21 protein-coding genes are annotated in these 25,770 nt (G+C 70.0%); 11 read left to right on the forward strand and 10 right to left on the reverse strand.

Features of this window, described 5'->3' with window-relative positions; translation table 11 throughout:
* Positions 1–86 precede the first annotated feature (86 nt).
* From rocD to BJ972_RS10760, 3 genes are all read right to left on the reverse strand, one after another.
* Positions 87–1,361 carry an ornithine--oxo-acid transaminase gene (rocD, locus tag BJ972_RS10750; protein WP_129172446.1) on the reverse strand — a complete coding sequence of 425 codons (1,275 nt, stop codon included), beginning with the start codon at positions 1,359–1,361 and terminating at the stop codon, positions 87–89.
* Positions 1,358–2,212, reverse strand: a complete 855-nt coding sequence (gene ddaH / locus BJ972_RS10755; RefSeq protein WP_129172445.1) for a dimethylargininase — start codon at positions 2,210–2,212, stop codon at positions 1,358–1,360. The genes rocD and ddaH overlap by 4 nt, the downstream gene beginning before the upstream one ends.
* Before the next feature lie 383 nt (positions 2,213–2,595).
* Positions 2,596–3,393, reverse strand: a complete 798-nt coding sequence (locus tag BJ972_RS10760) for an LLM class F420-dependent oxidoreductase (RefSeq protein ID WP_129172444.1) — start codon at positions 3,391–3,393, stop codon at positions 2,596–2,598.
* Between the two features lie 133 nt (positions 3,394–3,526).
* On the opposite strand from BJ972_RS10760, the gene BJ972_RS10765 reads away from it, so the two are divergent.
* The 4 genes from BJ972_RS10765 (at position 3,527) to BJ972_RS10780 (ending at position 6,625) form a co-directional block, all read left to right on the forward strand.
* A complete protein-coding gene (locus BJ972_RS10765) occupies positions 3,527–3,964 on the forward strand; it encodes an Lrp/AsnC family transcriptional regulator (RefSeq protein WP_129172443.1) in 438 nt (145 codons plus the stop codon).
* 151 nt (positions 3,965–4,115) lie between these two features.
* Complete coding sequence (locus tag BJ972_RS10770; protein ID WP_129172442.1) at positions 4,116–5,090, forward strand: hypothetical protein; 975 nt, start codon at positions 4,116–4,118, stop codon at positions 5,088–5,090.
* Positions 5,087–5,446, forward strand: a complete 360-nt coding sequence (locus BJ972_RS10775) for a GntR family transcriptional regulator (RefSeq protein ID WP_308790471.1) — start codon at positions 5,087–5,089, stop codon at positions 5,444–5,446. Before BJ972_RS10770 ends, BJ972_RS10775 begins: the two co-directional genes overlap by 4 nt.
* A gap of 24 nt (positions 5,447–5,470) precedes the next feature.
* Positions 5,471–6,625: an SLC13 family permease gene (locus BJ972_RS10780; protein WP_129172441.1), complete on the forward strand. Its 1,155-nt coding sequence runs from the start codon at positions 5,471–5,473 to the stop codon at positions 6,623–6,625.
* A gap of 145 nt (positions 6,626–6,770) precedes the next feature.
* Here the strand turns inward: BJ972_RS10780 and BJ972_RS10785 are convergent, their stop codons facing one another.
* On the reverse strand, positions 6,771–10,295 hold the full coding sequence (locus BJ972_RS10785; RefSeq protein ID WP_129172657.1) for a proline dehydrogenase family protein: 3,525 nt from the start codon (positions 10,293–10,295) through the stop codon (positions 6,771–6,773).
* A 140-nt stretch (positions 10,296–10,435) separates the two neighbouring features.
* Here BJ972_RS10785 and BJ972_RS10790 point away from each other — a divergent pair, with 140 nt between their 5' ends.
* Positions 10,436–11,359, forward strand: a complete 924-nt coding sequence (locus tag BJ972_RS10790) for a LysR family transcriptional regulator (RefSeq protein ID WP_129172440.1) — start codon at positions 10,436–10,438, stop codon at positions 11,357–11,359.
* Here BJ972_RS10790 and BJ972_RS10795 read toward each other — a convergent pair.
* Entirely contained in the window at positions 11,343–13,502 is a 2,160-nt protein-coding gene (locus tag BJ972_RS10795) for a thioester domain-containing protein (RefSeq protein WP_179419946.1), read from the reverse strand. The genes BJ972_RS10790 and BJ972_RS10795 overlap by 17 nt on opposite strands.
* A gap of 109 nt (positions 13,503–13,611) precedes the next feature.
* Between BJ972_RS10795 and BJ972_RS10800 the strand changes: the two genes are divergently transcribed.
* Positions 13,612–15,159 (forward strand): phytoene desaturase family protein, encoded by a 1,548-nt coding sequence (locus tag BJ972_RS10800; RefSeq protein WP_129172438.1) that lies wholly within the window; start codon positions 13,612–13,614, stop codon positions 15,157–15,159.
* 121 nt (positions 15,160–15,280) lie between these two features.
* On the opposite strand, the gene BJ972_RS10805 is transcribed toward BJ972_RS10800, so the two are convergent.
* Positions 15,281–15,640, reverse strand: coding sequence for a hypothetical protein (locus tag BJ972_RS10805; protein ID WP_129172437.1), 360 nt, complete (start codon positions 15,638–15,640; stop codon positions 15,281–15,283).
* Positions 15,641–15,708: 68 nt separating this feature from the next.
* Between BJ972_RS10805 and BJ972_RS10810 the strand changes: the two genes are divergently transcribed.
* Entirely contained in the window at positions 15,709–16,800 is a 1,092-nt protein-coding gene (locus BJ972_RS10810; protein ID WP_129172436.1) for an AI-2E family transporter, read from the forward strand.
* A 3-nt stretch (positions 16,801–16,803) separates the two neighbouring features.
* Here BJ972_RS10810 and BJ972_RS10815 read toward each other — a convergent pair whose 3' ends face one another.
* The 4 genes from BJ972_RS10815 to BJ972_RS10830 all read right to left on the reverse strand — a co-directional run bounded on the left by BJ972_RS10815 (position 16,804) and on the right by BJ972_RS10830 (position 20,524).
* Positions 16,804–17,361 carry an acyl-CoA thioesterase gene (locus BJ972_RS10815; RefSeq protein WP_241830698.1) on the reverse strand — a complete coding sequence of 186 codons (558 nt, stop codon included), beginning with the start codon at positions 17,359–17,361 and terminating at the stop codon, positions 16,804–16,806.
* A 95-nt stretch (positions 17,362–17,456) separates the two neighbouring features.
* Positions 17,457–18,281, reverse strand: a complete 825-nt coding sequence (locus tag BJ972_RS10820) for a carbohydrate ABC transporter permease (protein WP_129172435.1) — start codon at positions 18,279–18,281, stop codon at positions 17,457–17,459.
* Complete coding sequence (locus BJ972_RS10825; RefSeq protein WP_129172434.1) at positions 18,274–19,194, reverse strand: carbohydrate ABC transporter permease; 921 nt, start codon at positions 19,192–19,194, stop codon at positions 18,274–18,276. Before BJ972_RS10825 ends, BJ972_RS10820 begins: the two co-directional genes overlap by 8 nt.
* Positions 19,184–20,524 (reverse strand): ABC transporter substrate-binding protein, encoded by a 1,341-nt coding sequence (locus BJ972_RS10830; RefSeq protein ID WP_129172433.1) that lies wholly within the window; start codon positions 20,522–20,524, stop codon positions 19,184–19,186. The genes BJ972_RS10825 and BJ972_RS10830 overlap by 11 nt, the downstream gene beginning before the upstream one ends.
* A gap of 234 nt (positions 20,525–20,758) precedes the next feature.
* Here BJ972_RS10830 and BJ972_RS10835 point away from each other — a divergent pair, with 234 nt between their 5' ends.
* The 4 genes from BJ972_RS10835 to BJ972_RS10850 are packed head-to-tail and all read left to right on the forward strand — an operon-like array spanning position 20,759 to position 25,687.
* Positions 20,759–22,207 carry an LLM class flavin-dependent oxidoreductase gene (locus BJ972_RS10835; RefSeq protein WP_129172432.1) on the forward strand — a complete coding sequence of 483 codons (1,449 nt, stop codon included), beginning with the start codon at positions 20,759–20,761 and terminating at the stop codon, positions 22,205–22,207.
* Positions 22,204–23,406: an acyl-CoA dehydrogenase family protein gene (locus BJ972_RS10840; RefSeq protein WP_129172431.1), complete on the forward strand. Its 1,203-nt coding sequence runs from the start codon at positions 22,204–22,206 to the stop codon at positions 23,404–23,406. The genes BJ972_RS10835 and BJ972_RS10840 overlap by 4 nt, the downstream gene beginning before the upstream one ends.
* The gene (locus tag BJ972_RS10845; protein WP_129172430.1) at positions 23,403–24,623 is read left to right on the forward strand and encodes an acyl-CoA dehydrogenase family protein; all 1,221 of its coding nucleotides are present in this window, start codon (positions 23,403–23,405) and stop codon (positions 24,621–24,623) included. Before BJ972_RS10840 ends, BJ972_RS10845 begins: the two co-directional genes overlap by 4 nt.
* Complete coding sequence (locus tag BJ972_RS10850) at positions 24,620–25,687, forward strand: aldo/keto reductase (protein ID WP_129172429.1); 1,068 nt, start codon at positions 24,620–24,622, stop codon at positions 25,685–25,687. The genes BJ972_RS10845 and BJ972_RS10850 overlap by 4 nt, the downstream gene beginning before the upstream one ends.
* Positions 25,688–25,770 lie beyond the last annotated feature (83 nt).

The following is a 25,770-nucleotide window of genomic DNA, read 5'->3' on the forward strand; positions in this document are numbered from 1 at the left end:
GCCCGCTTCGCGGCGGCGTGTCGCCCCGATCCGCAGCATCGGTGCACGGGGTCGACCCGACGAGCGGCCGGATGACGCGGGCGGAGCTAACCCGCGAGGTCGGCGAGCACGTTCTCAAGCGCGTCGACGGCGCCGTCGAGGTCGGCCTCCGACACGACGAGGGGCGGTGCGAGTCGGATCGTCGAACCGTGCGTGTCCTTCGCGAGCACGCCGCGCTGCATGAGGCGTTCGCACACCTCGCGGCCGGTCGCGAGCTCGGGGTCGATGTCGATGCCCGCCCAGAGGCCGGCACCGCGCACGGCGACGACACCGCGGCCGATGAGGGAGTCGAGCCGTCCGCGGAGGTGATCTCCGAGCACGCGCCCGCGCTCCTGGTACTCCCCCGTCGCGAGCAGACGCACGACCTCGAGGCCGACGGCCGCGGCGAGCGGGTTTCCGCCGAACGTCGATCCGTGCTGCCCGGGAGTGAGCACGCCGAGCACGTCGTGGTTGCCGACGACGGCCGACACGGGCACGACTCCCCCGCCGAGCGCCTTGCCGAGCAGGTAGAGGTCGGGCACGACGTCGACGAGGTCGCACGCGAACGTCGCGCCGACCCGGCCGAGCCCCGACTGGATCTCGTCGGCGATGAGCAGCACGTTCTTCTCGGTGCAGAGCGCGCGCACGTCGGGCAGGAACGACGCGGGCGGCACGATGATGCCGGCCTCGCCCTGGATCGGCTCGACGAGCACGGCGACGGTGTTCTCGTCGATCGCGTCGGCGACGGCCGCGGCATCGCCGTAGGGAACCGTGCGGAACCCCGGCGTGAACGGCCCGAAGCCGTCGCGCGCGTCGGGGTCGTCGCTGAACGACACGATCGAGATCGTGCGGCCGTGGAAGTTGCCGGCCATGACGACGATGTTCGCCGCATCGGGTGCGACGCCCTTCACGCGGTACCCCCACGCGCGGGCGACCTTGATGCCCGACTCGACGGCCTCGGCGCCCGTGTTCATCGGCAGCACCATGTCTTTGCCGCACAGCTCGGCGAGCTCGGTGACGAACTGACCGAGACGGTCGTTGTGGAACGCGCGGCTCGTGAGCGTGATGCGCTCGAGCTGGGAGCGCGCGGCTTCGATGAGGGCGGGATGACCGTGTCCGAAGTTCACCGCCGAGTAGGCGGCGAGGCAATCGAGGTAGCGTCGCCCTTCGACATCCGTCACCCACGCGCCCGCACCCGTCGCGACGACGATCGGAAGCGGGTGGTAGTTGTGGGCGGTGTGCGCCTCTTCGAGCTCGATCGCCTCGGTCGTGATCGAGCCCGCCGTGAGCGAGCCCGCCGTGAGCGAGCCCGCCGTGAGAGCCCCGGTCGTCTGCGCGCTCATCGGCGGAGCTCCAGCGTGCAGCACTTCACTCCGCCGCCGCCGAGCAGCAGCTCGGAGAGGTCGACCCCGATCGGGTTGTACCCGTGTTCGCGGAGTTGCCGTTCGAAGTCGACGGCGCGCGAGGCGATGACGATGTTGTACCCGTCGCTGAACGAGTTGAGTCCGAGCACGGCGGCATCCGTCTCGGTCACGATGATCGCGTCGGGGTAACGCTCGCGCAGGATCGCGAGCGAGGGCTCGTCGAACGCGCTCGGCAGGTAGGCGATGTGCTCCTGACCGGGGGTTCCGTCGAGCACGGCGACCGCGGTGTCGAGGTGGTAGAAGCTCGGGTTCACGAGGTTCAGGGTGACGACCTCGCGGCCGAAGATGCCGGCGATCTCCTGGTGCGAGCGCGAGTCGCTGCGGAAGCCCGTGCCCGCGAGGATCGTGTCGCCGACGAGCAGGAAGTCGCCTTCGCCCTCGTTGATCTCGACGGGCACGCGCACGTCGAAACCGGCGCTTCGGAACCAGTCCATGTACGCGGGGCCCTCGGGCTGACGCTCGGGGTAGGTGAAGCTCGCGCCGTAGGCGATGCCGTCGATGACGAACCCGCCGTTCGCGGCGTAGACCATGTCGGGCAGGCCCTCGACCGGGTCGATGAGCTGCACGTCGTAGCCGAGCGCGATGTACGCGTCGTAGAGCGTCTGCCACTGGCGCACGGCGAGGCTCGTGTCGGTCGGCAGCGCCGGGTCCATCCACGGGTTGATCCGGTAGACGACGGTGAAGTGCTCGGGCCGGCACATGAGCACCGAACGTGTCGTCGCGGTGCGTGTGGGCCGAGCGGGAAGGGTGTGCGGGTCGATGAGCGTCATGACGGTGTCCTCCGAGAGAGGCGACGGATGACGGTGGAGCGCGCGCGGCGATCGAGCCGAATCCGTTGCCGATGTGCAGATGTCGGTCGGCGGACCAGGTCGCCCGTCGGGATCGAACCCCGTGAGCCCGATCCCGTGCTGACACGGTCTCGAGACGCCACCTCCAGTGTCACACACGCGTCGCGCTGCTTCCCGCGACCGTGCGCACGATTCGAGCGCAAACACTCATTCACATGCAACGAATCGCCACGCTGAGCGCCCCACACGCGTCATCCCACCCCCTCACCTCACTCCCCGAACACAAACGCTGAGGGGTCAGAAACTCCATGAATACAGGCCCGAAAGCCGGAGTTACTGACCCCTCAGCGGGAGCGAGCGTGAGCTCAGCTGTTCTTGGCGTCGCGCCAGGCGATCCAGCGCTCGAGCTCGGTGAAGTCGTAGTCGGGGCCGCCGACGCCGATCGTGAAGAGACGCACGCCGCCGTCGAAGAGGGCGTCGGCCTCGGCGGTCTCCTTCTTGCCGAGCTCGTTCGAGATGATGAGGTTCGACGTGTCGCGACCGACCTCGTCGGCCCACTTCTCGATGACCCCGAGCTTGTGGGCGAGGTTCTCGACGGGCGTGAAGCTGTGCCAGATGTCGGCGTGACGCGCGACGATCTTGAGCGTCTTCCTCTCGCCGCCGCCGCCGATGAGCACGGGAATGTGCCGCGTGGGAGCGGGGTTGAGCTTCGCCCAGCGGGCCTCGATGCGCGGCATCGCGTCGGCGAGGTCGTTGAGGCGCGAGCCGGCGGTGCCGAACTCGTAGCCGTACTCCTCGTAGTCGCGCTCGAACCAGCCCGAACCGGTTCCGAAGATGAAGCGGCCCTCGCCGCCCTTGGCGCTGATGTGGTCGATCGTGCGGGCCATGTCGGCCTGGAGGTCGGCGTTGCGGTAGCTGTTGCAGTTCACGAGGGCACCGAACTCGATGCGCTCGGTCTGCTCGGCCCACGCGGCGAGGAGGGTCCACGACTCGAAGTGCTCGCCCTCGGGGTCGCCGTAGAGGGGGTAGAAGTGGTCCCAGTTGAAGGCGATGTCGACGCCGAGGTCTTCCGCGCGCAGCACTGCGTCGCGGATCTGGGTGTAGTTGGCGTGCTGCGGCTGGATCTGGACGCCGAGGCGCACCGGAGTATCGAGAAGAGGCATGACAACGACAACGGGCACCGTCTCCATCGCATTCCCACTCGAGCCGATCTCAGAGATAACAGAGCCGCAACGCTTCGCACGATTCGTGCGCCCGAGGGGCCCGGTGCGCAACGAATCGGCCTACAATCCCGGAATGGACAACCTCGATCGGTCGATTCTCGATCTCCTTCGGCAGAATGCCCGCGCCGGATACGGCGACATCGGGTCGTCGGTCGGCCTCTCGGCATCGGCCGTGAAACGTCGGGTCGACCGCTTGGTCGCCGACGGCGTCATCCGTTCGTTCACGATCCAGGTCGACCCCACGGTCGACGGCATGAGTACCGAGGCGTACGTCGAGCTCTTCTGCCGCGGAACGGTCGCCCCCGACGAACTGCAGCGCATCCTCCAGGGCGTGCCCGAGGTCATCTACGCCGGCACCGTGACGGGCTCGGCCGACGCAATCGTGCACATGCGGGCGCGCGACATCGCGAGCCTCGAAGACGCCCTCGAGCGCGTGCGCATCGCGCCGAACGTCGATCACACCCGCAGCGCGATCGTGCTCTCGCGCCTCGTGCACCGCGAGCACGACTGACCCACACCCGAGACATCCCCCACCGCCGAGAATCGCCGTTCGTGTCGAGAATCGCCGGTAGAGCGGCGATTCTCGACACCAACAGCGACACTCGAGACCGCATCCCCACTTTGTACTGATACAATCGGTACATCGATCGGAAGGGGATGACATGAACGAACCGATCCTGACGACCATCTCGGTGGTGGTGGCAGCAGCCGTCGTGGCGGTGTTGGTCATCGCGCTCGTGCGATCCGCCGGCGAGCGGGGCATGCAGCGCTTCGCCCGGATGCACGGCCTCGACCGCATCAGCGGGGCGGATGACGCGAGCGACGCCGAACAGCAGAGCATCGATGCGACGCTGCGCCGGGCCATCATCACGCGAGCACGCTGGACCGCCGGGATCGGCGCACTCGGCGTGGCCGCCATCGCCCTCATCTGCCTCCTGGTGCCCGACCTCTTCGCCGCTCCGTACTGGACGCTCCCGCTCATCGCCGTGCTCTACCTCTCGATCGTCGTCGCTTCGGCGACCTCGAGCACCCTGAGCGCCGTGCGCGAGCGGCACGCGGCCGGCCCGCGCGTCGCGCGCCTCGACAGCCCGTCGCTCACCGACTACGTTCCGCCGATCGAACTCGTGTCGATGCGCATCACCGCGGGGCTCGCCCTGGTGGCATCCGTCACCCTCGTCGTGCTCCTGGTCGCCCTGCCCGACGTCGCCGATCGCGCGACCGGCATCTGGTCGGCGGCGAGCGCCGCGATCACGCTCGCCGCGCTGTTCGTCGTCGTCGAGAGCGTGGTGCGCCTCATCGTGTCGAACCCGCGTCGGGCGTCGACCGAGCACGCGCTGCAGTGGGACGATGCCCTGCGTTCCTCGACGATCCGCGGCCTCGTCAACCTGCCGACCGTGCTCGCGATGCTCGTCGGCCTCTTCGTCGCCTCACAGCTCAGCTCGCTGCTCGAGCCCGCCGGCATCGTCGTGGTGATGGTCGCGTTCCTGGTCTTCCCCGGAATCGTGCTGACGCTCGCGATCATCGCCGCCGCGAACAGCCCCGAGCTCTACTACCTGAAGCGTCTCTGGCCCGAACAGGCCACACGCGTCGACGCGTCGTTCCGCACGCAGTCGGTCGAGGAGCACGCGCGCTCGTGATCATTGAGATCGACCCCTCGTCGCCGAAACCGCCGTTCGAACAGCTGCGGTCGGCGGTCATCGCCGCGGTGCGCGAGGGCACACTCGCCCCGGGTGCGAAGCTGCCGCCGGTGCGTCGTCTCGCCGAGGATCTCGGCCTCGCAGCCAACACGGTCGCGCGCGCCTACCGCGAACTCGAGGCCGACGGCGTCGTCGTCACGCGCGGCCGGAACGGCACGGTCATCGCCGAGACGGGCGATGCCGCGCACCAGACCCTGCAGCGCGCCGCGACCGACTACGCGGCCACGGCAGCCCGCCTCGGGGTCGACGCCGATGAGGCTCTCGCGATCGTCGAAGCGGCGATGCGCGCCCACTAGCCCTTCGAGGACTACAGTCTCCTCGTGCGCATCGCCCTCATCGGCGGCGTCCTCTTCCTGGTCGGGCTCGTCGCGATCGCGACGGGCGCCCTTCCCCTTCCCGCGGTCGGCGAGCTCGCCGAGCGCGTCGTGCCGATCCTCGTCTTCGTCGTCGCGATCACGATCGTCGCCGAGTTGGCGGCCGAGGCGGGCGTGTTCCGCGCCCTCGCCGAATGGCTGGCGGATGTCGCGCGCGGGCGAGGCTGGCTGCTGTGGGTACTCGTCGTGGTGCTCGCGACGCTCTCGACGGTGTTCCTCTCGCTCGACACGACGGCGGTGCTCCTCACGCCCATCGTCATCGCTCTCGCCCAGCACGCGCGCATCTCGCCGATCCCCCTCGCCCTGACGACCGTGTGGCTCGCGAACACGGGGTCGTTGCTCCTGCCCGTGTCGAACCTCACCAACCTGCTCGCGGCGCACGAACTCGGCGGCATGACCCCGCTCGCGTTTGCGGCGATCACGTGGGCGCCCGCACTCGTCGCGGTCGTCGTGCCGGCGGCGGTGATCTTCGCGACGCGTCCCCGTCAGATCGTCGCGCGATACACGCCGGAGCATGCGACGCCCGTGGCCGACCGCACCCTGTTCCTGATCTCGGCGATCGTCGTCGCGTTGCTCATCCCGGCATTCGTCAGCGGGGTCGAGGTCTGGATCCCGGCGAGCATCGCCGCCGTCATCCTCATCGGAGTGTTCGCCGTGCGGAAGCGCTCGGTGCTCGAGTTCCGGCTCGTGCCGTGGCAGCTCGTCGTCTTCGCGGGCGGCCTCTTCCTCGTGATGGAGGCCGCGCACTCCATCGGGGCGACCGATGTGCTCGCGGCCGTCGCGGGCACGGGGCGCTCACCGCTCGACCTGCTGCAGCTTGCGGGAGCCGGGGCGACGAGCGCGAACCTCATCAACAACCTGCCCGCCTACCTCGCGCTCGAGCCGTTCGCGGGCGACCCCGTGCGACTCGTCGCGCTGCTCATCGGAGTCAATGCCGGCGCCATCATCACACCGTGGGGCTCGCTCGCGACGCTGCTCTGGCACGAACGCCTCGTCGCGATGGGCGTCGAGATCTCGTGGGTGAAGTTCATGCTGCTCGGCCTCGTCGCCGCCCCGCTGACGGTCGTCGCCGCCGTGCTCGCCCTCTCGCTGACCGCCTGACCCGCGCGGCCCGCACCCCTCACCCCTACACCCGTCTCGGCGTCACGACACGCTGGCTATGCGGCGCAGAACCAGCGTGTCGTGACGCCGAGACGAGGGGGGGGTCGGAGCGCGGCGAGCGGATGACGCGCGCCCGCCCCGCGCGTCAGATGACGTCGTCGGAGAGATCCGTCGGGTTACCGAAGCGGTGGTTCGTGATCGAGATCGCCTGCTCGCGCACGAACGGGAGCATCTCGACGCGGCCCGACGCGGTCACGGGGTGCGACCAGACGGCGACATCCGGCGAGCCGCCGAGGGCGTCGTACAGGGCGCGTTCCGAACCGCCGACGAGGCGCACGCGCGTCGCGTCGAGCGCTCCACGGGCCGCGCGCGAGAGCCACTGGGCGTCGCTCTCGCGGCGGATCGGCACCTCGCGCGCGTCGAGCACGGTCTGAACGCCGCGCGGCAGCTCGATCGCCGTCGACACCGAGAAGTCGGCGCGCGACAGCAGCCCCGCCGCGATGAGGCGCAGCGCATCGACGAGCGTCGCGTCGTCGCTGAAGCGCAGCGTCAGCTCGGCCGGCCGGTAACGGAAGAGGTTCCGCTCGACTCCGAGGCCCGCGGCATCCTTCACCTGACCGAACTCCTCGCGCCACGCGAGGGCGTCCGAGAGGGCGGCCCGGCGCAGCGTGTCGAACTCCTCGTACCCGAGCGCGGGCTGGGCGAACTCGATGAGCTCGGAGACGCGGCGGTCGAGCCCGCGCAGGTGCAGCGTCGACGACGAGCGACCCGACTCGGGCACCCACGAGCCGAGGCCGAAGAGGTAGTTGGGGCCGCCGGCCTTGGCGCCCGCGCCGACCGACGACCGCTTCCAGCCGCCGAAGGGCTGACGCTCGACGATGGCGCCCGTGATGCCGCGGTTGACGTAGAGGTTTCCGGCCTGCACCGTGCCGAGCCACTCGTCGAGCTCATCGGAGTCGAGCGAGTGCAGCCCCGCGGTGAGCCCGTAGTCGACGGCGTTCTGGAACCGGATCGCCTCCTCGAGCGTCGCCGCGTGCATGATGCCGAGCACGGGCCCGAAGAACTCGGTGAGGTGGAAGTACGAGCCCGGCGCGACGCCCGTCTTGATGCCCGGCGACCACAGCCGCCCGGTGTCATCGAGGCGACGCGGTTCGACGAGCCACTTCTCGCCGATGCCGAGTTCGGTGAGCGCCGAGAGCAGCTTGCCTGAGGCCGGTTCGATGACGGGGCCCACCTGGCTCGCGGCATCCTCGGGGTAGCCGACGCGCATCGAACGCGTCGCGTCGGCGAGCTGCCCGAGGAAGCGCTTCGAGCGCGCGACCGAACCGACGAGGATGACGAGGGAGGCCGCCGAGCACTTCTGCCCGGCGTGACCGAAGGCGCTTCGTGCGACATCCGCCGCGGCGAGGTCGAGGTCGGCCGACGGCGTGACGATGATCGCGTTCTTGCCGCTCGTCTCGGCGAGGAGCGGCAGGTCGGGCCGGAACGAACGGAAGAGCTTGGCCGTCTCGTAGGCGCCGGTGAGGATGACGCGGTCGACGCGCGGGTGGGCGATGAGGCGCTTCCCGAGGTCGGACTCGTCGACGTCGACGAGGGCGAGCAGTTCACGCGGAACGCCGGCCTCCCAGAGCGCCTCGACCATGACGGCACCCGAGCGACGGGCCTGCGGCGCGGGCTTGATGATGACGCCCGAGCCCGCGGCGAGCGCCGAGAGCACGGAGCCCGCCGGGATCGCGACGGGGAAGTTCCACGGCGGCGTGACGACGGTCAGTGCCGCGGGCACGAAGACGGCGCCTTGCACGCGGTCGAGTTCGCGGGCGCGCTCGGCGTAGTAGTGGGCGAAGTCGATCGCCTCACTCACCTCGGGGTCGGCCTCGCCGATCGTCTTGCCCGTCTCGGAGGCCATGACCTCGATGAGGCGGTCGCGGTTGGCGGCGAGAGCGAGGCCCGCGCGGTGCAGCACGGCGGCGCGCTCGGCTCCGGGCAGCTCGCCCCACTGCCGACCGCGGTCGGCGACGGATGCCACGAGCGAGTCGAGCTTGTCGGCCGAGTCGATACGCGCAGCGTCGATCGTGTCGGTGCCGAGCGTCGAGTCGGCGACCCGGGCGAGGATGTTCCGCCCCCACTCGCGGTTCGCGGGGAGTGCGGGGTCGGTGTCGGGCTCGTTGACGAAGGAGGGGCGCAGCACGCCCGCCGAGCCGCGCGTGAGGCCGAGCACGGCAGCGGTGAGCTCGGGGTCGGCGCCGGGCGCGAGGTCGTCGAGACCGCGGGGTGCCGCCGTGAGCTGCTCGGGGTCGAGTCGGTTCTGCGTGCGGTTCGGGCTGGGCACGGTCTCGTCGAGCGCCTGCACCGATGAGAGGAAGCGTGCCTTCTCGCGCTCGAAGAGCCCGCGGTCGTCGGCGAGTTCGAAGACGGCCGACATGAAGTTCTCGCTCGACGCGTTCTCTTCGAGGCGGCGGATGAGGTACGCGATCGCGACGTCGAACTCGGCAGGATTCACGACGGGCGTGTAGAGGAGGAGCTGCCCGACGTCGCGCTTGACGGCTTCGGCCTGACCGGTCGCCATGCCGAGCAGCATCTCGAAGTCGATGCCCTTCTCGACGCCGTTCCGCTTCGCGAGCAGCCACGCGTAGGCGACGTCGAAGAGGTTGTGGCCGGCGACGCCGATCGTCACGGCGTCGATGCGCTCGGGGCGCAGGGCCGCGTGCAGCACGCGCTTGTAGTTGGTGTCGCTGTCCTGCTTCGTGCCGTACGTCGCGACGGGCCATCCGTGGATCGCGGCGTCGACGTGCTCCATGGCGAGGTTCGCGCCCTTGACGAGTCGCACCTTGATCGAGGAGCCGCCGGCCGCGCGGCGAGCGGTCGCCCACTCGGTGAGCTCGTTGAGCGCTCCGAGCGCGTCGGGCAGGTACGCCTGCAGCACGATGCCCGCCTCGAGCTTCTGCAGTTTCGGCTGGTCGAGCAGACGCCGGAAGACCGCGATCGTCAGGTCGAGGTCGCGGTACTCCTCCATGTCGAGGTTGATGAACTTCGGCGTGGGGCTCGCGGCGGCGAGTTCGTACAGCGGGGTGAGGGTCTCGGCGATGCGCTCGACGGCCTCGTCGAACGCCCACATCGAGAGCTGGCTGACGACGCTCGAGACCTTGATCGAGACGTAGTCGACGTCGTCACGAGCGAGGAACGCGCGCGTTCCGGCGAGGCGTCGTGCGGCTTCCTTCTCGCCGAGCACGGCCTCGCCGAGCAGGTTGAGGTTCAGGCGGTCGCCGCCTTCGCGCAGGTGCGCGATCGCGGGGCCGAGCTTCGCGGGGCTCGCGTCGAGCACGAGGTGGCCGACCATCTCGCGCAGCACGCGGCGCGCGATGGGCACGACGATCCAGGGGATGACGGGGCCGAGCGCTCCTCCGAGACGGATGGCGGCCCGCAGGTACCACGGCAGGAACTTCGGGGTACGACGCGCGACGTGCGCGAGAGCGCGCCCGGCGACGTGCAGGTCTTCGGGGCGCATGACGCCGTCGACGAACCCGACGGTGAAGGCGAGCCCGTTCGGATCCTTCAGCACACCGGCCAGCCGCTCGGCGCTGACTTCGCTCGGGAATTCGGCGCTCGCCTGGAGCCACCGCTTCACGAGCGCGACGGATTCGCCGGTGAGATCGGTGTCGACGTTCTGCATGCTCACGAGCGTAGTTTCCCTCGGTCGATTCGCCGCGGGACCGTGCGGCACGTGGCCAGTGTCGCTCGCGCTAAGGTTCACGTAAAGCGATGGGTTCTTACGTGTACCCATCAGTTTTTCCGAACGATCGGAGGCGCACGATGCTCGACGTCCGCCGCTTGCGCCTTCTCGTCGAACTGGACCGACGCGGAACCCTCGCGGCCGTCGCCGATGCGCTCGCCTACAGCCCGTCATCCGTCTCGCAACAGCTCGCGCTCCTCGAGCGCGAGGCCGGGGTGCCTCTGCTCGAGAAGACCGGCCGTCGCGTGCAGCTCACACCGCAGGCGCACGTGCTCGTCGAGCACGCGACGGCGGTGCTCGATCTGCTCGAACAGGCCGAAGCGGATGTCGCTCGCACACTCACCGCGGTGAGCGGCGTCATCCGTGTCGCCGTCTTCCAGTCGGCAGCGCACGCGATCCTGCCGCGCGCCCTCAGCGACCTGCGCGCCGCTCATCCCGCGCTCCGCGTGGAGATGGTCGAGCGCGAGCCCGACGAAGGCCTCGTCGAACTCTCGGCGCGCGACTTCGATCTCGTGATCGCGGAGCAGTACCCGGGTCACGTGCGAGAGCTCCGACCCGACCTCGACCGGGTCGGACTCGCGACCGACGCGATGCGCCTCGCGTTGCCGCCGCTCGGCGTGCGCACCGAGGTCGATGCCGTTCAGTCCCTCGCCGATGCCGCGCAGCTGCCCTGGGTGCTCGAGCCGGTGGGAACGGCCTCGCGCCAGTGGGCCGTTCAGCTCTGCCGGGCCGCGGGCTTCGAACCCGATGTGCAGTTCGAGACCGCCGACCTCACGGCCCACGTGCGACTCATCCGATCGGGCAACGCCGTCGGTCTCGTGCCCGACCTGCTGTGGACGGGCGAGCTGCCGAGCGTGCGCGTGCTCGACCTGCCCGGTTCACCGCGCCGCGAGATCTTCACGTCGACGCGGCGCGCTGCGGCCGGCCGGCCGGCCGTCGTCGCCTGCCGTGCCGCTCTCGCGGTCGCCGCTCAGGCCGCGCCGGGCCTCACCGCCGCGTCGTGACCGAGCGGCGGCGACGCACCTCGAGCAGTACAGCCGCGCCTCCCAGTGCGAGTAGCCCGAGGGCGAGCACCCACGCACCGGCGACCTCGGGGCCCGTGCCGGCGAGACCACCGGGGGTGGGCGCGGGCGTCGGGCTCGGCGGCGGTGTCGGCCGCGGGGCCGGCGCCGCGTAGGTGTTCGTCACGACGATGGTCGACGTCTGACCGGCCGCGATCGTCGCGACCGGCGGCTCGATGCTCGTCGACGTGACGACGGTCGTGGCGTTCGCGCCGTTCTCGCTCTGCGTGACCGAGCACTCGGTTCCGGGGACGAGGTCGGGGATCGTCGCGACTGTGCTCGTTCCCGTGACGGCTGCCGGCACGGTGATGTCGCGCGTGACGACGGCCTCGCCCACGACGCACGTCGCGGTGAGCGCGAGGGCCGACTGGGCTCCGGCGCGCGTCCCGGCGATCGTCACGTCGACCTGCAGGGTGCCGACGACGGGTACGGGCGCGGCGTAGGTGTTCGTCACGGTGATCGTCGACGTCTCGGCGTCGACGATCGACACGGATGCCGGCAGGATCGTCGTCCCCGTGATGAGCGCGTCGGCGTTCCGCCCGTCGTTCGTCTGCACGACGTCGCACTCGGCACCGACGGGAAGGTCGGTGACGGTCGCGACGGTCGTCGTTCCCGTGAGGCCTGCGGCGACGGGGATGTCGCGGGCGATCGTCTCTCCCTCGATCGTGCACGACGCGGTGAGGTCGAGCGCCGACTGGGCGCCGGCGGCGTCACCGGCGATCGTGACGTCGACCGCGAGCGAACCGGTCGGCGGCGTCGGGATCGCGTAGACGTTGGTGAGCGTCATCTCGGCGACCTCGTCGGATGCGATGACGACCGATGCGGGCTCGATCGTCGATGACGTCAGGGTCGCGTAGGCGTTCGCACCGTCATCCGTCTGCTCGATCGTGCACTCGGCGCCGACGACGAGGTTCGGCAGCTCGGCGAGCACGAACTCGCCCGCCGGCGTGCGCGCGGGGATCGAGAAGGTGCGCTGCAGCTCCCACGTACCGTCGACGCACGTGACGTCGAGATCGATGCGCGACTGGTCGCCGGCCGCGTCGCCGGCGAGCACCGCGTTCACGCGCAGCGTGCCCGACTCGGGCGGCACGATCGCCGCCGACGCCCGCACGGGAACGGGCGCGTCACTCGCGAGGATGAGCTTCTGCGCGGTCTGGAGGGGCGGGTTGCCGCCGTCGTAAAGGAAGACGTTGCCCGCGGGAACGGTGCCGAACGCCGTCAGGGTGAAGCCCTGATCGGCGACGCCCGGGTCGTACCGCAGATAGAGCCGCGCGCCGTTCGGCACGGCGTCGCCGTCGGCGACCGGGAGGGTTCCCGCCTCGTCGGCGTAGGCCTCGGTGCCGGGGTTCAGGGCGATCGTCGACGACGTGACGCTGCCGCCGACCGCATAGGCGCCGTAGAGCTCACCGGGCACGAGCGGCACGTCGGCATCGAGCTCGACGGTGAGGGTCGGCAGAGGCGGCGGGGTCGGCGTCGGGTTCTGCACGGCGGCCTGCGCGGCTTCGACGATCGTGCGCACGGCGGTGCGCTCGGCGGGGTAGAAGCGCGATACGACGAACTGATCGGTGAAGTACCAGATCGCGCCCTGCACGGCCCGTACCTTCTCGGCGGTCGAACCCGTCGACGGCTGCGCGGGGTTGTCGGGGTAGTAGTTGTCGAGGATCCACTGCACGTACGGGAGGTTCGGCACGTTCGCCTCGCTCCACTCGCCGAGCTCGTAGTGCACACCGATCGTCGTGTCGGTCTCGAGGTCGATGCAGTAGGTCACCATCTGTTCGCCCGGGCCGAGCTCGGGGGCATCGAGCACGATCTGCGCCGTCGTCACGTCGCGCTGGTTCTGCAGTCCGCTCGACGGGTAGGGCGTCGTCGCGGTCGCCGACGGAACCTCGCCGCCGAAGAGCGCGCTCGTGTAGAGCATGTCGACGATGGTCGCTTCGGTCGACGGACCGGGGTCGGTGGGGAACGGCACGGGGTCGGCGGGCGGGGCGGCTGCGGCGGGCGCGGTGACGAGAACGGATGCCGCGAGCGCGATGGGCACGAGTGCGAATGCCGCGAAGCGGCGGACAACGGATGCGCGAGACACCATGTTTCTCCCCCTGGCGTCCCCCGATGGACACCGGCTCCACTGTGCCACAGCCGCCCCGTCCGGGGGGAGTCCCCGTTTCGCGTCACACGCGCCCGCTACCCTCGAACGCATGACCCACCACGACGTCGTCATCGTCGGGGGCGGCCACAACGCCCTCACCGCCGCCGCCTATCTGGCCCTCGCGGGACGCGACGTGCTGCTGCTCGAGCGCGACGATCACGTCGGCGGGGCGGCGATCTCGGCGGAGGCGTTCGCCGGCGTCGACGCGCGGCTCTCGCGCTACTCGTACCTCGTGAGCCTGCTGCCGAAGCGCATCATCGACGACCTCGGGCTCCGCATCGACCTCGTGCGCCGCGCGCACTCCTCCTACACGCCCGACCCGGAAGACCCCGCGCGCGGACTCCTCATCGAGCGGGATGCCGCGGGCGGAGCCGCCTTCGCCCGCATCGACGCCGCCGACGAGGCCGGCGCCTGGTCGGCGTTCGGTGACGACACGGCACGTCTCGCCGAATCGCTCTTCCCGACCCTCACCGAGCCGCTGCCGACACGGTCGGAGGCGCGGCGTCTCGTCGGCGACGACCGCATCTGGAACGAGTTCATCGAGCGGCCGATCGGCGAGGCCATCGAGTCGCGCTTCTCGAACGACCTCGTGCGCGGCGTCGTCGCGACCGACGCGCTGATCGGAACGTTCACCGACCCGAACGACGGCGCACTCGACGCGAACCGCTGCTTCCTGTACCACGTGATCGGCGGCGGAACGGGCGACTGGGACGTGCCCGTCGGCGGCATGGGCGCCGTGAGCGGAGAGCTCGCCCGGGCCGCGAAGCTCGCCGGTGCACGCCTCGAGACGGGCGCCGAGGTGACGTCGGTCTCCCCCGACGGCAACGTCTCCTACCGCCAGGGCGGGGTCGATCGTGTGGCGACCGGCACCGTCATCCTCTCCGGAGTCGCCCCCCATGTTCTCGATCGCCTCGTCGGCGCACCGGAGCAGCCGAAGCCCGAGGGCGCCCAGGTGAAGGTCAACCTGCTGCTCTCGCGGCTGCCGAGGCTGCGCGACACGTCGGTCGACCCTGCGGCGGCGTTCGGCGGCACCTTCCACGTCAACGAGACGTACTCGCAGCTCGCGGCCGCGCACGCCGCGGCGAGCGCCGGCACGATCCCCACTCCGCTGCCGCTCGAGATCTACTGCCACACGCTGAGCGACCGGTCGATCCTCGGGCCCGAGCTCGCCGAGACGAGCGCGCAGACCCTCACGGTCTTCGGACTCCACACGCCCGACCGTCTTCTCGACACGCACGACCCCGACGAGTTGCGCGCCGCCCTGCAGGCCGCCGTCATCGCCTCGCTCGACGCCGTACTCGCCGAACCGATCGAGTCGCTTCTCCTGACCGACGCCGCAGGGTCGCCGACGATCGAGACGAAGACGACGCGCGACATCGAGCTCGCCCTCGCGATGCCCGGCGGCAACATCTTCCACGGGCCGCTGTCGTGGCCGTTCGTCGACGACGACGCCCCGCTCACGACGCCCGCCGAGCGGTGGGGCGTCGCGACGGCGCACCCGCGTATCCTCGTGTGCGGCTCGGGCGCCGTGCGCGGCGGTGCCGTGAGCGGCATCGGCGGGCACAACGCCGCGATGGCCGTGCTCGAGTCTCTCTAGCCGGCGACGCCGCACCCTCGCGACCCTCACACCCCATACCTCGCGCACGAGTGCCGTTCGCGCGCGCGAGTGCCGCAGCACGCGAACTCCGCCGCGCGAACGGCACTCCCGCGGGTGGGAACTAGAAGACGAAAAGCTGGCCGAGCACCACGACGGCGATGATCAGCAGGATCGCGATGGCACCGATGACGGTGAGCACGCGCTTGTTGTGGATCGACGCGATGCCGAATCCGACGCCGAACGGCAGCGCGGCGAGGAGGAGCGTGACGACCCACCAGAACGCCATGTAACCGCCGCGCGTCGCTTCCTCGAGTCGACCGGCGAAGAGGTTCTGCGTGTCGGGGTGCGTCGCGAACGCGAACGACGCCGACAGGGGCACGGCGATGAGGGCCGCGACGATGATGCCGGCGAAGGCACCCCATCCTCCGGGCGAGAACATTCCGAGATGCTCGGTTTCCGATGACACACGCTTCTGGCTCATGGCGATCACACTAGCGGCACCGGAACTCCGTCCGACGCCAGCGCCCACCTGAGCCCTAGACTTCGCCCATGGATACGAGAGGGCGCCTGCGCCGCTTCCCCGCGCCTGAGGCGTCGAACAGCATCAGTTCGCGGCCCTATCGCTGGGGATTCGTCGTCACCCTCGGCGTGCTCTCGGCGGCGCTCCTCGCTCTCGCCGCGGTCGGACTCAAGAGCGTGCTGCTCTCGGTGTTCATCGCCGTCTTCGTCGCCCTCGGGCTCGACCCGCTCATCCGCTGGTTCCAGCGCCGCGGCCTCAAGCGCGCCTGGGCGATCGTCACGGTCATCGTGCTCTTCATCCTCGTCGTCGCGGGCATCGTGCTCATCCTCGTGCCGCCCGTCGTCGGCCAGGCCGTCTCGCTCGTCGCCAACATCCCCACGTTCATCACGAACCTCCGCGACTCCGGCTGGTTCGAGACCGTCAACGAACAGTCGAACGGCGTCGCCGCGACCGTCGCGCAGAACATCGGCGCATTCCTCTCCGACCCGAACGTGTGGGCGACCGTCGGCGGCGGTGCCCTGCAGTTCGGCGCGGCCGTCATCGACGGCGTCTCGACGAGCTTCTTCGTCGTCGTGCTGAGCATCTACTTCATCGCGACGCTCGACCAGTCGAAGCAGGCCTGCTACCTCCTCATCCCCGCGTCGAAGCGCCCGACGGTCGTCGACTACGCCGAACGCATCATGGCCTCGGTCGGCAAGTACCTGAGCGGCATGGTCGTGCTCGCGTTCATCAACGCGGTGTTCTCGACGATCCTGCTCTCCCTCGTCGGTGTGCCCTACGCGCTCATCCTCGGTGTCATCGCGCTGTTCGTGACGCTCATCCCGCTCATCGGTACCGTGCTCACCACGACGCTCATGACGATCGTGTCGTTCTTCGTCTCGCCGACGGCCGGCGTCATCGTGCTCGTCGTGATGCTCGCGTACATGCAGCTCGAGGCGTACGTGCTGACGCCGCGCGTCATGGGCAAGGCCGTCCAGGTGCCGGGCACGATCGTGCTCATCTCGGCCCTCGCCGGAGGCACGCTGCTCGGTCTGCTCGGCGCCCTCGTCGCGATCCCGATCTCGGCCGGCATCCTCATGATCATCCGCGAGGTCGTGATCCCGCGCCGCGCGCGGAGCTGAGCGTCAGTCCCAGATCGACGGCGCCTCGCCGCGCGTCGACGGCAGCGCGACCTCATCGGCCCAACCGCGAATCCACTCGGGCAGCTCGCGCGGCATCGCCCCGACGGCCTCGATCAGCTCGTCGATCGGCACGACACCGCCCGACTTCTTGAGGAAGCGACCGCGGATGACGCCGAGCGCGTAGATCTCGGGGCGGCCGTCCTTGCCCGGGCGCACGAAGCGCTGCTCGACGAACACCGACTTCTCGTCGAAGCCGAGGATGCGCGACTCGATCGTGAACCGCTGCCAGAGCGTGAGGGACTTCCGGAACGAGATCGTCTCCGACACGACGACGGGGTACCAGCCGCGCTCCTGGAAGATGCGCCAGACGCCGTTCCGCACGAGCATGTCGAAGCGCGCGACGTCCATGATCGACAGGTACACGCCGTTGTTCATGTGGCCGAGGATGTCCTGGTCGGTCGGCAGCGTGATGAAACGCGTCCGCGCGACGTCGTAGTGGCCGATCCGCCGGCCGAAGCGCGCGAGGATCAGATGCAGGGCCGTACGGAAGAACATGTGCACGCGTCGAGCCTAGGCAGGAGCGCGCGACGACCGTCATCCGTTGGCGTCGGCCCACAAAGGCGACGGCGACGCACCCGGCGCCGCTGTGCGAACCCTCAGCCGCGCACGGCCCCTGTCGTGAGGCCGCCGATGAGCCAGCGCTGCAGGAACACGGCGACGGCGAAGACGGGGATGACGCCGATGAGCGACGCGGCGGCGATCTTGCCGAAGTGCGGCGTGCGGTCGCCGTAGAACATCGAGAGCGCGACGGGGAACGTCTGCGCGTCGACGCTCTGGGTGAGGAACGTCGCGAGCAGGAACTCGTTGTAGTTGAGGATCGCGACGATGATGCCGACGGCGACGAGCGCGGGCAACACGAGCGGCACGACGATGCTCACGAGCGTGCGGAACGTGCCCGCTCCGTCGATCGTCGCGGCCTCTTCGATCTCGCCCGGGATCGCGCGGATGAAGCCCTCGAGCAGCCAGATCGCGACGGGGATGTTGACGAGCGCGTACACGAGCGTCAACCCGATGAGGGTGTTGTTGAGGCCGAGGATGCGGAGGAGCGTGAGCAGCGGCACCACGGCGACGATGGGCGGCAGCAGCCACGGGCTCATGAGCGTCGCGCCGAGGGTCGCGCCTCCGGTGCGGAACCGCACGATGGCCCAGGCTCCCGGAACCGCGAGGGCGAGCGAGAGCAGTGCCCCGCCGATCGCCGCGGCGAGGGAGCGCGCGACGCCGCCCGGGATGTTCGAGGCGGTGAGCACATCGCCCCAGTTCGACCACGAGGGATCGGGGCTCCAGAGGATGCCGGAGACCGTCTCACCGCGGCCCATGAGCGACACCGAGAACAGGTAGAGGATCGGCACGAGCGTGCCGATGAGGAAGAGACCGACGACCGCGGAGGCGATCGGCGAGCGTGAGGCGCGGCGGCTACGCATCGCGGTGCACCTTCCGGGTCAGTGCCACGATCGGCAGGGTCACGAGGGTGACGACGACGGCGAGGAGGAGCGTGATCGCCGACGCACGGCCGACGTCGAACTCCTTGAGGGCGACCTGGTAGATCAGGTACGACGTCGTCGTCGTGGCCTGACCCGGCCCGCCCGACGTCATCACGAACACGAGGTCGAAGACCTTGAAGGCGATGACGAGCCGGATGAAGAACGCGGCTGCGACGGCACCGGCGATCGCGGGGAGCGTGATCGAACGGAAGAGCCGCCACCCGTGTGCACCGTCGAGGGCGGCGGCCTCGCGCGTCGCCTCGTCCTGGCCGAGCAGCGACGTGTAGACGAGCAGGATGACGAGCGGCGTCCACTCCCAGACATCCGTCAGCGCGATCGCGGGCAGTGCCCACGCGGTCGACGAGAGCGGCGCGAGAGCCGCGCCGTCGCCGCCGAAGAACTCGACGATCGTCGAGAGCAGTCCGCCGCCGGGGTTGAAGATGAGCTTCCAGAGCGTGCCCACGACGACGGGCGGGATGATGAGCGGGAGCAGCAGGATCGTCTTCACGATCGACCCGCCGCGCGTCGCGCGCTCGAGGGCGACGGCCGCGACGACACCGAGCGCGACGCTCGCGAGGCTCACGGCGAGCGCGTAGGCGACGGTGCGCCAGAGCGACGCGACGACGTCTCCGTCGGCGAGCACCGTCTCGAAGTTCTCGGTTCCCGTCCACGCGCGGAAGGGCTTGCCGAGCGACGAGTCAGAGACCGACGCGGCGATGATGAAGAGGAGCGGATACGCCCCCAGCACGAGGAGCGCGAGCACGCTCGGGCTCACGAGAGAACGGCGCGCCCACCGCTCCCTCCTCGAGACGAGGAGGTGGGGTGGGCGCGCCGCGGTGCGGCTAAGAGCCAAGAATCTTCTCCCACTCGGCCTGCACGCGGTCGAGCGTCTCCTGGGCGGTGCCGCCGTCACCGGCGATGAGCTTCGCGAGCTCGTCGGTCAGGATCTGGGCGGCCTGCGAGGCGTTCTCACCGGTCGGCCAGGCGAGTGCGCCGTCGAGCGTCGCACGGTTGACCTGCTGCAGCTCGGGGTAGGTCTCGCCGTAGGCCGCGCTCTCGAGCGACGACACACGGTTCGGGTCGATGCCGGTCTGCGGGTCGGCGACGAGGAGCTCGGAGTTGACGTCGCTCGACGACGCGAACTCGATGAAGGCCTTCGCGAGGTCGGTCTTCTCGGTGTTGGCCGCGATCACCCACGTGAAGCCCGCGACGAGTGAGGCGCGCGGCGTGGTCTGCTCGCCACCGACGGGAAGCGTCACGACGCCCCACTTGCCGGCGACGGTCGAGTCGGGGTTCGTCTCCGAGCCGACGCCGAGGTCGGTCCAGTTCTCGATGAAGCCGACCTTGCCGTCGTACCAGGCGCCGTTGCCGACACCGAAGTCGGTCTCGGCCGGGGTCGGGAAGGCGTAGGGGATGACGTCGACGAGCGCTTGCGCGGCTTCGACGGCCTCGGGCGAGTTGATCGTCGGCTTGCCCGACGCGTCGACGAACTCTCCGCCGAAGCCCGCGAGGCGGTTGGCGAAGGCGGCACCGAGGATGAGCGGCGACTTCTGACCGAAGACGGCCGAGCCGTAGACGCCGTTCGCGCCCTCGTTCTCGGTGATGATCTTCACGTCTTCGAGGTACTCGTCCCACGTGGCGGGGGGCTCGGTGATGCCGTTCCGCTCGAGGATCTCGGTGTTGTAGAAGAGCACGTGGGTGTCGCCGTCGAACGGCAGTCCGTAGGTGCGGCCGTCGACGACCGTGTACGGCTCGTTGATCGCGGGGATGAAGTCGTCGGTGTCGAGCGACGGGGTCTCGGCGACCCAGTCGGTGAGGTCCTGGATGGAACCGCTCGCGGCGAGGTCGCCGATCGAGACGTACCAGGGCGCCGCCACGTCGACGGCGTTCGCGCCCGACTGCTGGTCGAGGGCGAGCGTCGAGCCGATCTCGTCGTAGGGAACGATCTGGAGGTTGACGGTCGCGCCGGTCTCCTTCTCGAAGCGCTCCTTGAGCCAGTTCGCCGCGCCCTCGTGAGACGTGATGAGCAGGGCGTTGAGCTCCTGACCGGAGAAGTCGCCATCGGCGGCCGCCGTGTCGGACCCGGTCGCGGTCGAGGCGCACGACGCGAGGGCGAGGGCGGCGACGAGGCCACCGGCGAGGATTCCGACGCGTCTCGCGAGGGATCGACTGTTCTGAGGCATGGAAGAACTCCTGTGGTGGGGGGAGGAAGCAGGCACGACAACCGGTGCAGAAGGCGTCGAGTGGGCCTAACGTTAGGCAGTCGCGGGGTGGCCGTCCACGCGGAACGTAAGTTTCCGCAATGAAGCGATTTCGCCCCCGTCGGCTGCATGACTCCCCGTGTCATCCGGGTTCGAGTCGCGCCTCGGGCGCTGGTAATTTCGGCAGACCCCCCGCCCCTGCCGCCCCGGAGAGCCGTGACCTCGCGCATCATTCTCAACGCCTTCGACATGTCCTGCGTCACCCACCAGGCACCCGGCCTCTGGCGTCATCCCGACAATCGGGCCGCCGACTACAACACCCTCGACTACTGGGTGGGTCTCGCCGAACTGCTCGAACGCGGTACCTTCGACGCCCTCTTCATCGCCGATGTCGTCGGCGTCTACGACGTCTACCGCGGCTCGGCTGCCGCGGCCCTCGAGGGTGCCGCGCAGATCCCGGTCGGAGACCCGATCGCCCAGGTCTCGGCGATGGCGCACGCGACCGAGCACCTCGGTTTCGGCGTGACCGTCGCGCTCACCTACGAACTGCCGTACCAGTTGGCACGCCGCTTCAGCACCCTCGACCACTTCACGCAGGGCCGGGTCGGCTGGAACGTCGTCACGTCGTACCTCAACAGCGCCGCGCAGAACCTCGGCCTCGACACGCAGATCCCCCACGACGTGCGCTACGACATCGCCGACGAGTTCCTCGACGTCACGTACAAGCTCTGGGAGGGCTCGTGGGAGGACGGCGCGGTCGTGAAGGATCGCGAGCGCGGCGTCTTCACCGACCCGTCGCGCGTGCACTCGATCGCCCACGAGGGCACGCACTTCCGCGTTCCCGGCATCCACCTCTCCGAGCCGAGCCCTCAGCGCACCCCCGCGATCTTCCAGGCCGGGGCGTCGCCGCGCGGCCGTGAGTTCGCGGCGAAGCACGGTGAAGCGGTCTTCATCAACGGCCTCGTGCCCGAGCTCACGCGCCCCATCACCGACGACATCCGCGACCGTGCCGAGCGCCTCGGCCGCTCGCGCGACAGCGTCAAGATCCTCTCGCTCGCGACCGTCATCGTCGCCGAGACCGACGAGGCCGCCCAGGCGAAGCTCGCCGAGTACCGCGAGTACGTCGACCTCGAGGGAGCCCTCGCGCTCTACGGCGGCTGGTCGGGCCTCGACCTGTCGACCTTCGACCCCGACACCCCCCTCAAGTACGTCGATACGGATGCCGCGCGCTCGGCGCTCTCGATCTTCACGATCGCCGACCCCGAGCGGGCGTGGACCCCGCGCGACATCGCCGAATACGTCGGCATCGGCGGCATCGGGCCGGTCATCGTCGGCAGCCCGTCGACCGTCGCCGACGAGATAGAACGCTGGGTCGAGGTCGGCGGCATCGACGGCTTCAACCTCGCCTACGTCGTGACGCCCGGCACCTTCGAGGACTTCGTCGACCTCGCCGTGCCCGAGCTGCGCCGCCGCGGCCGCGTGTGGGACGACTACCCCGAGGGCACGCTGCGTGGTCGCCTGAACGGCACCGGCTCCCCCGTCATCCCCGACTGGCACCCCGCCCACGCCTATCGCGGCGCCTTCGTCGGCGGGCCGAGTGCCGCCGACGGCACCGCTCCCCGACTCGCCGAACGCCCCGCCGACACCTCAGAAGGAACACGATGACCACGACCCGCCCCGCCGTCGCGAGCGACGCCGAACTCGATCACTGGCGCACCGTCGCCGAGCGCGTCGCCGCGACCCTCGGCGAAGACGCCCTCGAGCGCGACCGCCGCGGCGACGACCCCACGGTCGAACTCGACCTGCTGCGCGAGTCGGGCCTCGTCGACCTGCTGCACCCGGCCGAGTTCGGCGGAGGCGGCGGACACTGGCAGTCGGCGCTCCTCGCCGTGCGCATCCTCTCGCGCACCGACGCCTCGGTCGCGCAGGTGCTCGCGTACCACTACATCAACTCGTCGAACATCGGCTTCGCCGCCCCCGAGGCCGATCGCGCCGACTGGTACCGGCGCACGACCGCGGACCACTGGCTGTGGGGCGACTCGGTCAACCCCGTCGACCCCGACCTCCTCCTCACGCCGGCCGACGGCGGATTCCGCCTGAACGGTCGCAAGCGCTTCTCGACCGGAGCCTCCTCGGGCGACGTCGTGCTCGCCGCAGCGCGCATCGAGGGCGGTGACCGCGACGGCGAGACCGTCTTCGTCGTCCTCGATCACGACCGCGCCGGCATCCACTACCTCGGCGATTGGGATGCCCTCGGTCAGCGCCTCTCGGCGAGCGGATCGGTCGACTTCGTCGACGTCGCGGTCGACCCCGCCGACATCCTCGGGTCGCTCGGGGACGGGCCCTTCCAGAACCTCATCACCCCCGGCATCCAGCTCGCGTTCGGCAACATCTACCTCGGCATCGCCGAGGGTGCGCTCGAGCAGGGACTCGAGATCGCTCGGGCTCGGAAGAACTCGTGGTTCCTGAGCGGCGCCGACCTGTACCGCAACGACCCGTTCGTGCAGCGCGTCGTCGGCGAGTTCTCGTCGGGCATCGCCGCCGTCGAGGCCCTCGCCGACCGCGCCGCACGGCGTTTCGACGAGACCGTCTCGCTCGGCGACGCCGTCACGGCCGAGCAGCGCGGGCACATCGAGATCGAGATCGCGAAGCTCAAGGTCGTCTCGACCGATCTCGGCGTCGAGGTCGCCAACCGCATCTTCGAGATCACCGGATCGAGCTCGGCGAAGGCCTCGGTCGGCCTCGACCTGTTCTGGCGGAACGTGCGCACGCACACCCTGCACGACCCCGTCGACTACAAGAAGCTCGAGGTCGGCGCCTGGGAGCTCAACGGGGAGCTTCAGCCCCTGTCGCTCTACACATGAGCGCGCGTTTCGACACGGCCGCGGCACGCCTGCGACCCGTCTTCGCCCAGATCGCGACCGGCACCGTCGAGCGTGAGCGCGAGCACCGGCTGCCGTTCGACGAGGTGCGAGCCCTGAAGGATGCCGGTTTCGGCGCACTCCGCGTGCCCGTCGAGTTCGGTGGAGACGGCCTCAGCATCGCCGAGGTCGCCGAACTGCTCGTCGAGCTCGCGACGGCCGACTCGAACCTGCCGCAGATCTTCCGCGGGCACCTCGCCTACCTCGAAGACCGACTCGTGGCCGAGCCGAGCGCCGAGCGCGACGCGTGGCTCACGCGGCTCGGCTCGGGCGAGATCGTCGGCAACGCGTGGAGCGAGGTCGGTGCGGGCGGTCTCGGCTCGCCCACGACGCGCGCGACGCGTGACGGCGACGCCTGGCGCGTCGACGGACGGAAGTTCTACACGACGGGCTCGATCTTCGCCGACTGGACCGACGTCACCGCGGCGAGCGACGACGGCGACGTCACGGCGCTCGTGCGCACCGACGCACCCGGCGTGACGATCCACGACGACTGGGACGGCTTCGGCCAGCCGCTCACGGGCACCGGCACCATCGTCTTCGACGGTGCGCCGAGCGAGCACGTCGCCCTGTTCGGCGAACGCTTCCGCTACCAGACGGCCCACTACCAGCTCGTCCTGCTCGCGGTCCTCGCGGGCATCGCGACCGCGGTCGAGCGCGACGCGGGTCACGAGATCCGATCCCGAACCCGCGTGTACAGCCACGGTCTCGCGGCTCGCGTGCAGGACGACGCGCAGATCCAGTCCGTCGTGGGCGAGATCTCGTCGATCGCGTACACCGCGAAGCAGCTCGTGCGCGGCGTCGCGTCCGCCCTCGACGCTGCGGCGGCGACCGCTCTCGAGCGCGATTCGGCGGCGGATGTCGCGGCCAATGTCGAGGCCGAGATCCGCGCCGCGCAGGCTCAGGTCGTGCTGAGCGAGTTCGTCCCGCGCGCCGCGACGCTGCTCTTCAACACGCTCGGGGCCTCCGCGACATCCACGACGAAGGCCCTCGACCGACACTGGCGGAATGCCCGGACCGTCGCGTCGCACAACCCCGTCATCTACAAGTCGCGTATCGTCGGCGATTGGTCGATCAACGGCACACCGCCTCCCTTCATCTGGAGCATCGGTACCGCCGAGTCGACAGGCATCACCGCTGATACCGAGGAGAAGTCATGACCGAGACCGTCCACGTCGCCGCCGGCGTACCCGACATCCACGCGCCGTACGTCGCCGCAGCCGACCGATACACGCACTTCGGCTACCGCCGGGTCGGCACGTCGGGCCTCCTGCTGCCCCCGATCTCGCTCGGCCTCTGGTACAACTTCGGCGACAACAAGCCGTTCCAGGGCCAGCGCGACATCCTGCGCCACGCGTTCGACCGCGGCATCACCCACTTCGACCTCGCGAACAACTACGGCCCGCCCCACGGCAGCGCGGAGGAGAACTTCGGGCGCATCCTGCGCACCGACTTCAAGCCGTACCGCTCCGAACTCATCGTCTCGACGAAGGCCGGCTGGCCGCACTGGCCGGGCCCCTACGGCGACTTCGGTTCGCGGAAGTACCTGCTCAACAGCCTCGACGAATCGCTCGAACGCCTGTCGACCGATTACGTCGACATCTTCTACTCGCACCGCGTCGACGCGTCGACGCCCCTCGAGGAGACGATCGGCGCCCTCGACACGGCCGTCCGCCAGGGCAAGGCCCTCTACGCCGGCATCTCGTCGTACTCGGCGGAGCGCACCGCGAAGGCTGTCGAGATCGCGAAGGCGCTCGGCACTCCGCTCGTCATCCACCAGCCCGCGTACTCGCTCGTGAACCGCTGGGTCGAAGAGGAGCTGCTCGAGACCCTCGACGCGAACGGCCTCGGCTCGATCGCGTTCACGCCGCTCGCGCAGGGGCTCCTCACCGACAAGTTCCTCGTCGACCCGAACGCCGAGCACGCGACGCCGCGCCCGTCGTTCCGCGACGGAACACTCTCCGAGGACAACCTGCGACGCCTCCGCGGACTCGACGCGATCGCGAAGGGCCGCGGCCAGTCGCTCGCGCAGCTCGCCCTGTCGTGGGTGCTGCGACCCGGCGGCGTGACATCCGCCCTCATCGGCGTCTCGTCGGTCGCCCAGCTCGACGAGAACCTCGGCGCGCTCGACGCCGCCCCCTTCACCGACGAGGAGCTCGCCGCGATCGACGAGTTCGCCGGCGACGCGGGCGTCAACCTGTGGGCGATCTCGTCCGAACTGTGAGCCGCTGACGCGCAGAGCCTCTGACACACAGAACGGCCGCCGGGCAGTCATCCTGCCGGCGGCCGTTCTTCTGTTTCTCGCGG

Source organism: Agromyces atrinae (genome assembly GCF_013407835.1).
Classification (GTDB): domain Bacteria; phylum Actinomycetota; class Actinomycetes; order Actinomycetales; family Microbacteriaceae; genus Agromyces; species Agromyces atrinae.